At 71.4% G+C, this 7,759-nt stretch carries 9 protein-coding genes and 2 riboswitches; of the genes, 7 read left to right on the top strand and 2 right to left on the bottom strand.

Annotation, left to right across the window (positions count from 1 at the left end):
• Together RH94_RS43175 and RH94_RS12675 are read right to left on the bottom strand one after the other, a co-directional pair.
• On the bottom strand, positions 1–458 hold a 458-nt coding region (locus RH94_RS43175; RefSeq protein WP_234425725.1), incomplete at its 3' end, for an SseB family protein.
• Between the two features lie 3 nt (positions 459–461).
• Complete coding sequence (locus RH94_RS12675) at positions 462–1,157, bottom strand: AAA family ATPase (RefSeq protein WP_073947712.1); 696 nt, start codon at positions 1,155–1,157, stop codon at positions 462–464.
• Between the two features lie 178 nt (positions 1,158–1,335).
• A riboswitch (glycine riboswitch) is annotated at positions 1,336–1,432 on the top strand.
• Positions 1,433–1,548: riboswitch (glycine riboswitch) on the top strand.
• Between the two features lie 42 nt (positions 1,549–1,590).
• Between RH94_RS12675 and gcvT the strand changes: the two genes are divergently transcribed.
• From gcvT to RH94_RS12640, 7 genes are all read left to right on the top strand, one after another.
• Complete coding sequence (gene gcvT, locus RH94_RS12670; RefSeq protein ID WP_073947711.1) at positions 1,591–2,757, top strand: glycine cleavage system aminomethyltransferase GcvT; 1,167 nt, start codon at positions 1,591–1,593, stop codon at positions 2,755–2,757.
• 108 nt (positions 2,758–2,865) lie between these two features.
• A complete protein-coding gene (gene gcvH / locus RH94_RS12665; RefSeq protein WP_073947710.1) occupies positions 2,866–3,243 on the top strand; it encodes a glycine cleavage system protein GcvH in 378 nt (125 codons plus the stop codon).
• Between the two features lie 17 nt (positions 3,244–3,260).
• Entirely contained in the window at positions 3,261–4,535 is a 1,275-nt protein-coding gene (gene glyA, locus RH94_RS12660) for a serine hydroxymethyltransferase (protein WP_073947709.1), read from the top strand.
• Between the two features lie 108 nt (positions 4,536–4,643).
• The gene (locus RH94_RS12655) at positions 4,644–6,011 is read left to right on the top strand and encodes an L-serine ammonia-lyase (protein WP_073947708.1); all 1,368 of its coding nucleotides are present in this window, start codon (positions 4,644–4,646) and stop codon (positions 6,009–6,011) included.
• Positions 6,012–6,084: 73 nt separating this feature from the next.
• Positions 6,085–6,357: a hypothetical protein gene (locus RH94_RS12650; RefSeq protein WP_073947707.1), complete on the top strand. Its 273-nt coding sequence runs from the start codon at positions 6,085–6,087 to the stop codon at positions 6,355–6,357.
• Positions 6,354–6,746, top strand: a complete 393-nt coding sequence (locus RH94_RS12645; RefSeq protein ID WP_073947706.1) for a type II toxin-antitoxin system VapC family toxin — start codon at positions 6,354–6,356, stop codon at positions 6,744–6,746. Before RH94_RS12650 ends, RH94_RS12645 begins: the two co-directional genes overlap by 4 nt.
• A gap of 280 nt (positions 6,747–7,026) precedes the next feature.
• Positions 7,027–7,759: Ca2+-dependent phosphoinositide-specific phospholipase C (locus tag RH94_RS12640; protein WP_234425724.1), on the top strand; the 733-nt coding region annotated here is incomplete at its 3' end.

Raw genomic sequence — 7,759 nt, 5'->3', positions numbered from 1 at the left:
CCGGCCGGCGGGGTGCCTCCCGCCCGGCACAGCTCGGCCACGGCCGGCGGCGGCAGCGGGATGCCGACCACGCCGTCCGGGTTGAGGGCGATGCCGGCCTGCGGGGGCAGTCCGCGCGCGAACTCGACGGCGGGCGCGATGGTGTACGCCATGTGCGGGCCGACGGCCTGACGGAACTGTTCCTCGGAGCTGAAGACCGGTACGTACGCCTGGCCGTCGATCTCCAGCGTGGGCAGGTCGAGCGGGCCGCTGTGCGGGCCGCCGCCGTTGGGCAGGGGCACCCAGAGGAAGCTGCGGCCGAGGACCTCGATGATCCGGCCGCCGGCCGACGGGACGCCGAGGGAGGCCGACAGCACCTCCTCCAGCTCGTTGCCGGGCCAACCGCCGTGCGGGTGGGGGTGCGCCTGTGCCGGGAAGTCCGGGGAAGAGTCCGCGGAGAAGTCCGCCGGGAAGTCCATCTGCTACCGCCTGCTGGGAACCGCTGTTGTGACCGGAAGGCTATCGGGTACGGGTACGAACTCGATCCGCCGCAGGGCCGCCGCGGCCTCGCGGTCCAGCAGGACCGCCGAGCCGCAGCCCTTCGGCGGCTCGCCCCGCCGCAGCGCGCGCAGCAGGCGGGCCACTGCCCGGCGGTGGCGGCGGAAGGCGTGCGGCGAGACGCCGCGGCCGCGTTCCCGCTGGCCCGCCAGGGCGGCGCCGGGGGCGACGTCCAGCAGGAGCAGGTGCAGGGTGCCGCCGCGGCGGCGGGCGGCACGGGCCAGCCAGGCGCGGACCCAGGGCTGCGTGCCGCAGTCGTGGACCACGGCCGGGTCGCCGGAGCGCAGGGCGCGGCGCAGGCCGGCGTAGTGGGCGAGGCGGACCAGGGGGCGGTAGAGGGCGTAGGGCAGGTACTGCGCCAGACGGGCGTCCCAGCGGTCACGGACGTCCTGGGAGTCGATCCGGGTGCCGGACACCGCGCGGCGCATCAGTGTCGACTTGCCGCCGCCGGGCAGCCCGGTGACGATGACCAGGTCCCCCGGCCCGAACCACAGCACGCGCACACCGCGTCCGGCTTCTCCTCGCAGGTCGCGGACGGTGGGCGTACGCCCCTGCAGCGGGGCCCGGCCCCCGGGCGTGGCCAGGGGCTGGTGCGTCGTGTGTGCCGTGGGCCTGTTCATCGTGGTCGTCCTCCCCCGGAGCGGTCATGGTCCGTCCTCCCCGCCGAACGTAAAGAGAAGGTAATGGACGCACCTCGCGTTTCCGTGTGCGTACTGCCACAGGCCCGTCACAGAAGCGGTCCTGCCGCGGGCGGGCCGGGCGTGCAATGATGGGCGCGGCAACTGCATACCGGCCGCTTGAATCCGCGCGGGAGAGTCCCCAGCCGTGTCGCTGGGGCGCCGAAGGAGCAAGTCCCTCCCTTGAATCTCTCAGGCACCGTTACCGCGCGGGCGAGGCACATCTGAAAAGCGGGCCGCTGGCGCAGTGGCTCCACCCAAGGTGCAAGCCGTGACCGTCCGTCCGACGGCGGTCGCGGCGAACCTCTCAGGTTCCGATGACAGATGGGGAGGACATGAGATCTGTCCTCGCCCGTCCTGCCTTGGAGACCGACCGATGAGCAGTACCGAACCTCCTCGACTCCGCCATACCGCGCTCGACGCGCTGCACCGCTCGCTCGGCGCGACGATGACCGACTTCGCCGGCTGGGACATGCCGCTGCGCTACGGCTCCGAGCGCGACGAGCACCTCGCCGTGCGCACCAGGGCCGGCCTCTTCGACCTCTCCCACATGGGCGAGATCACCGTCACCGGCCCGCAGGCCGCCGCGCTGCTGAATTACGCCCTGGTCGGCAACATCGCCACCGTGGGCCCGGGCCGCGCCCGCTACACCATGATCTGCCGCGTCGACGGCGGCATCCTGGACGACCTGATCGTCTACCGGCTCGCCGAGAACGAGTACCTGGTCGTCGCCAACGCCTCCAACGCCCAGGCGGTCCTCGACGCGCTGACCGAGCGGGCGGCCGGCTTCGACGCCGAGGTCCGTGACGACCGGGACGGCTACGCGCTGCTCGCCGTCCAGGGCCCCGAGTCCCTGGCCGTCCTGAAGTCCCTCTCCCCCAAGCACTCGGCTTCGCTCGTGCAGGGAGGTGCCCCCATCGCCGACCTGGACGGGCTGAAGTACTACTCCGTCCTGTCCGGCACCGTCGCGGGCGTCCCCGCGCTGATCGCCCGCACCGGGTACACCGGCGAGGACGGCTTCGAGCTGTTCGTGGCCCCGGGCGACGCGGAGAAGCTCTGGCAGGCGATCACCGAGGCCGGCGCACCGGCCGGGCTGGTGCCGTGCGGCCTGTCCTGCCGGGACACGCTGCGCCTGGAGGCCGGCATGCCGCTGTACGGGCACGAGCTGTCGCTCGCGCTGACCCCGTTCGACGCGGGTCTCGGCCGGGTGGTCAAGTTCGACAAGGAGGGCGACTTCGTGGGGCGCGAGGCCCTGCTGGCCGCCGCCGAGCACGCCGCCGCCGAGCCGCCCCGGGTCCTCGTCGGCCTGGTCGCCGAGGGCCGCCGGGTCCCGCGCGCCGGGTACGCGGTCGTCGCCGGCGGCGAGGTGATCGGCGAGGTCACCTCCGGCGCCCCCTCCCCCACCCTGGGCAAGCCGATCGCCATGGCCTACGTCGACGCCGCGCACGCCGCCCCGGGCACGGCGGGTGTCGCGGTGGACATCCGGGGCAACCACGAACCGTACGAGGTCGTGGCGCTGCCCTTCTACCAGCGGCAGAAGTGACACCGGAGCAACCGGTCGGCGTGACGTGAGCCGCGTCATCCGTGGTCACGCACGCCTTTCGCAGTCCCCCATTCACCAGCATTCCCCGCGTACAGGAGAATTCAGGCCATGAGCAACCCCCAGCAGCTGCGCTACAGCAAGGAGCACGAGTGGGTGTCGCCCGTCGAGGACGGCGTCGCCACGATCGGCATCACCGAGTTCGCGGCCAACGCGCTCGGCGATGTCGTCTACGCCGAGCTCCCGGCGGTCGGCGACACGGTGGCCGCGGGCGAGACCTGCGGCGAGCTGGAGTCGACCAAGTCGGTGTCCGACCTGTACTCCCCGGTCAGCGGTGAGGTCACCGAGACCAACCAGAACGTCGTGGACGACCCGTCGCTGGTGAACTCCGCGCCCTTCGAGGGCGGCTGGCTCTTCAAGGTGCGCCTCGAGGGCGAGCCGGCCGACCTGCTCTCCGCCGACGAGTACGCCGCCCACACGGCCGGCTGAGGAGCGGAGCGAAGCACATGACCGAACAGAAGAGCGTTCTCGACACGCCCCTGCACGAACTCGACCCGGACGTGGCCGCCGCGGTCGACGCCGAGCTGCACCGCCAGCAGTCCACCCTCGAGATGATCGCCTCGGAGAACTTCGCCCCGGTCGCGGTCATGGAGGCCCAGGGCTCGGTCCTCACCAACAAGTACGCCGAGGGCTACCCGGGACGCCGCTACTACGGCGGCTGCGAGCACGTCGACGTGGTCGAGCAGATCGCCATCGACCGCATCAAGGCCCTCTTCGGCGCCGAGCACGCCAACGTGCAGCCGCACTCCGGTGCCCAGGCGAACGCGGCCGCGATGTTCGCGCTGCTCAAGCCCGGTGACACGATCATGGGTCTGAACCTCGCGCACGGCGGGCACCTGACCCACGGCATGAAGATCAACTTCTCCGGCAAGCTCTACAACGTCGTCGCCTACCACGTGGGCGAGGACGGCCTGGTCGACATGGCCGAGGTGGAGAGGCTGGCCAAGGAGTCCAAGCCGAAGCTGATCGTGGCCGGCTGGTCGGCGTACCCGCGGCAGCTGGACTTCGCCGCGTTCCGCCGGATCGCGGACGAGGTCGGCGCGTACCTCATGGTCGACATGGCGCACTTCGCCGGCCTGGTCGCCGCGGGCCTGCACCCGAACCCCGTCCCGCACGCGCACGTGGTCACCACCACCACCCACAAGACGCTGGGCGGCCCGCGCGGCGGTGTGATCCTGTCGACGGCCGAGCTGGCCAAGAAGATCAACTCCGCGGTCTTCCCCGGTCAGCAGGGCGGTCCGCTGGAGCACGTGATCGCCGCCAAGGCGGTGTCCTTCAAGGTCGCGGCGAGCGAGGAGTTCAAGGAGCGCCAGCGCCGTACCCTGGACGGTGCCCGCATCCTGGCCGAGCGCCTGGTGCGGGACGACGTGAGGGCGGCCGGCGTGGACGTGCTGTCCGGCGGCACGGACGTGCACCTGGTCCTGGTGGACCTGCGCGACTCGGAGCTGGACGGACAGCAGGCCGAGGACCGGCTCCACGGGATCGGGATCACGGTCAACCGCAACGCGATCCCGAACGACCCGCGCCCGCCGATGGTCACCTCGGGCCTTCGGATCGGCACGCCGGCCCTGGCGACCCGCGGCTTCACGGCCGAGGACTTCGCCGAGGTCGCGGACGTGATCGCCGAGGCGCTGAAGCCGTCCTACGACGCCGACGCCCTCAAGGCCCGGGTGAAGGCCCTGGCCGACAAGCACCCGCTCTACCCGGGTCTGAACAAGTAGGACAAGCAAGTCCCCACGCGGCGGCACCGCGCGCGGACGGAGATCCCACTCCGCGCGCGGTGCCCCCGTCCGCACCCCCTGGCACCACCCCCGCACTGAGGAGTCACCGTGGCCATTTCGGTCTTCGACCTGTTCTCGATCGGCATCGGCCCGTCCAGCTCCCACACGGTCGGCCCGATGCGGGCCGCCCGCATGTTCGCGCGCAGGCTGCGCAACGAGGGCCTGCTGGAGAAGACGGCCCGGGTCCGTACGGAGCTCTACGGCTCCCTCGGCGCCACCGGCCACGGCCACGGCACACCGAAGGCGGTGCTGCTGGGCCTGGAGGGCGAGTCCCCGCGGACGGTGGACGTGGAGACGGCGGACGAGCGGGTCGAGACGATGAGGGCCTCGGGCCGCCTGAGCCTCCTCGGCGAGCACGAGCTCGCGTTCTCCTACGACGAGGACCTGGTCCTGCACCGCCGCGAGACGCTGCCCTACCACGCCAACGGCATGACCCTGTGGGCGTACGACGCCTCGGGCACCGAGCTGCTGACCAGGACGTACTACTCGGTGGGCGGCGGCTTCGTCGTGGACGAGGAAGCGGTGGGCGCGGACCGCATCAAGCTGGACGACACGGTCCTGAAGTACCCCTTCCGCACGGGCGACGAGCTGCTGCGCCTGACGAAGGAGACGGGCCTGTCGATCTCCTCCCTCATGCTGGAGAACGAGCGGGCCTGGCGCACCGAGGAGGAGATCCGCGAGGGCCTGCTGGAGATCTGGCGGGTGATGCGGGAGTGCGTCGCGCGGGGCATGGGCCAGGAGGGCATCCTGCCGGGCGGCCTGCGGGTGCGCCGCCGCGCGGCCGTCACCGCCCGCCAGCTGCGCGCCGAGGGCGACGCGGCGGGCCGCGCCATGGAGTGGATCACGCTCTACGCGATGGCGGTGAACGAGGAGAACGCGGCCGGCGGCCGGGTGGTCACCGCCCCGACCAACGGCGCGGCCGGCATCATCCCGGCGGTCCTGCACTACTACATGAACTTCATCCCCGGCGCCGACGAGGACGGCGTGGTCCGCTTCCTGCTCGCCGCGGGCGCGATCGGCATGCTCTACAAGGAGAACGCCTCCATCTCCGGCGCCGAGGTCGGCTGCCAGGGCGAGGTCGGCTCGGCCTGCTCCATGGCGGCGGGCGCCCTCGCCGAGGTCATGGGCGGCACGCCCGAACAGGTCGAGAACGCCGCCGAGATCGGCATGGAGCACAACCTCGGCCTCACCTGCGACCCCGTGGGCGGCCTCGTCCAGATCCCCTGCATCGAGCGCAACGGCATGGCCGCGGTCAAGGCCGTCACCGCCGCCCGCATGGCCCTGCGCGGCGACGGCCGCCACCACGTCTCCCTCGACAAGGTCATCAAGACCATGAAGGAGACCGGCGCGGACATGTCGGTGAAGTACAAGGAGACGGCGCGGGGCGGGCTGGCGGTCAACATCATCGAGTGCTGAGGAGACAGGCCGCCCTCTCCGCTCGGGCGGCGAAACCCCAGCCCCATAACAAGGGGTTTGTTAATCTCGCCGCATGGCTACCTCCCCGGCTCCCGGCGAAGGCCCCGTCCGCCCGGTCTCCGTCTCGCTCCACGAAGGCACCATCGCGGCCCTCAAGGCACGGACCGGCAAGCGCGGCATGTCCGCCTACGTCGAAGCTCTCATCCAGCGCCAGCTGGAACGCGACCGGCTGCGCGAACTCATCGAGGACGCGGAAGCCGAGCACGGCCCCGTCGACCAGGCCGCCGTCGAGGCCAAGCGAGCCGTCCTGCGCGGCGACGCGGCAGGCTCGGCGGACGCCGCGTGAGCGGCACACTCGTCCTGGACTGCGAGGGCCTGTCCGGTCTCGTGCGGCGCACACCCGAGCTCACCGAGTGGCTCGCCGCCGCCGAGGCCGAGGACATCCGCGTCGTCACCAGCTCGGTGACTCTCGTCGAAGCCCGCGACCCCAGGACCCACCAGGCCCGCTTCGATCACGCCGTCTCCCGTGTGAACATCATCCCGCCCACCGAAGCCATCGCCCGCCACGCGAGCAAGCTCCTCGCCGCAGCCGGACTGCACGGCCACGAGTACGCCCTCGACGCCATCGTGGCCGCCACCGCACTCGCCTCGCCCGCCCCTGTCACCATCCTGACCTCGGACCCCGAGGATCTCCGCATGCTGTGCGGCACGGGTGCCCGAGTGACCAAGATCTGACCGAGCGCTCTGCTCGCGCACTCTGCTCGCGTCCAGTGGTCCCGCATGTCGCGGCTGCCGGCCGGACGGATCAGGAAACTCCTTCCGAGGTCGAGGGGCTCGGCTTCCCGCCCGGTGGTGGAGAAGTGGATGTCCCGGCCGTTCGCCGTGGAAAAGCGACCGCCTGCGGACCGGCCGGAACCCTGCCGCTGTGACACCTGTTCCCCCAGGGGCTACCGCATGGTAACCGCCTGCCTCTACGCTGCCGCTCAACTCTGCGACAACGAAGGGGAGTTGGTCCATGCGCGTGGCAAGAGGTACGGCGGCGTTACTGGGTGCCGTCGCGTTGCTGGTGGTGGTTCCCTCGAACGCCGGTGCGGCTCAGGCACCGAAGTTCTCCGAGACGACGGCGATCGGTACGCACAACGCGTACGAGAAGTCGAAGTACACGTACTTCGCCCAGGCGCTGGACTCCGGCGCCTCGCTGCTCGAAGTCGACGTCTACACCGACCCGTTGACCCGGCGCTGGCGGGTCAGCCACAGCAACCCGCTGGGCAACGACAACAACTGCGAGGCCGCGAAGACCCCCGGCGAGCTGTACGGCAAGAGCCGCAACCAGGACCTCGGCAGCTGCCTGGACAACATCGCCGCCTGGCACCAACTGCACCCCGACCACCGGCCGATCGTCTTCAAGGTGGAGATGAAGAACGGCTTCAACCAGACCATCGGTCTCGGACCGGCCGCCTTCGACACCCTGGTGCGGCAGAAGCTCGGCAGCATGGTCTACAAGCCCTCCGACCTGCTGGACGGGAAGCATCCGACGCTGGACGCGGCCGCGAAGGCCGGCGCCTGGCCGTCCCGGGACGACCTGACCGGCAAGGTGATCTTCGAGCTGATCCCGGGTACGGTGGAACAGGCCAACCCCTTCGACCACTACTGGACCGACCAGGAGTACGGCGACCACCTGCGCGACCTGTACGCCGCCGGGAACATCGCCACGGCCCAGGCCTTCCCCGCCGTCCTCGGCGCGGCGG

This window comes from Streptomyces kebangsaanensis, from assembly GCF_001906585.1.
Taxonomy (GTDB): Bacteria; Actinomycetota; Actinomycetes; order Streptomycetales; family Streptomycetaceae; genus Streptomyces; species Streptomyces kebangsaanensis.
The sequence above is the reverse complement of the archived record's forward strand: the minus strand, read 5'-3'. Positions and strand labels throughout refer to the sequence as shown.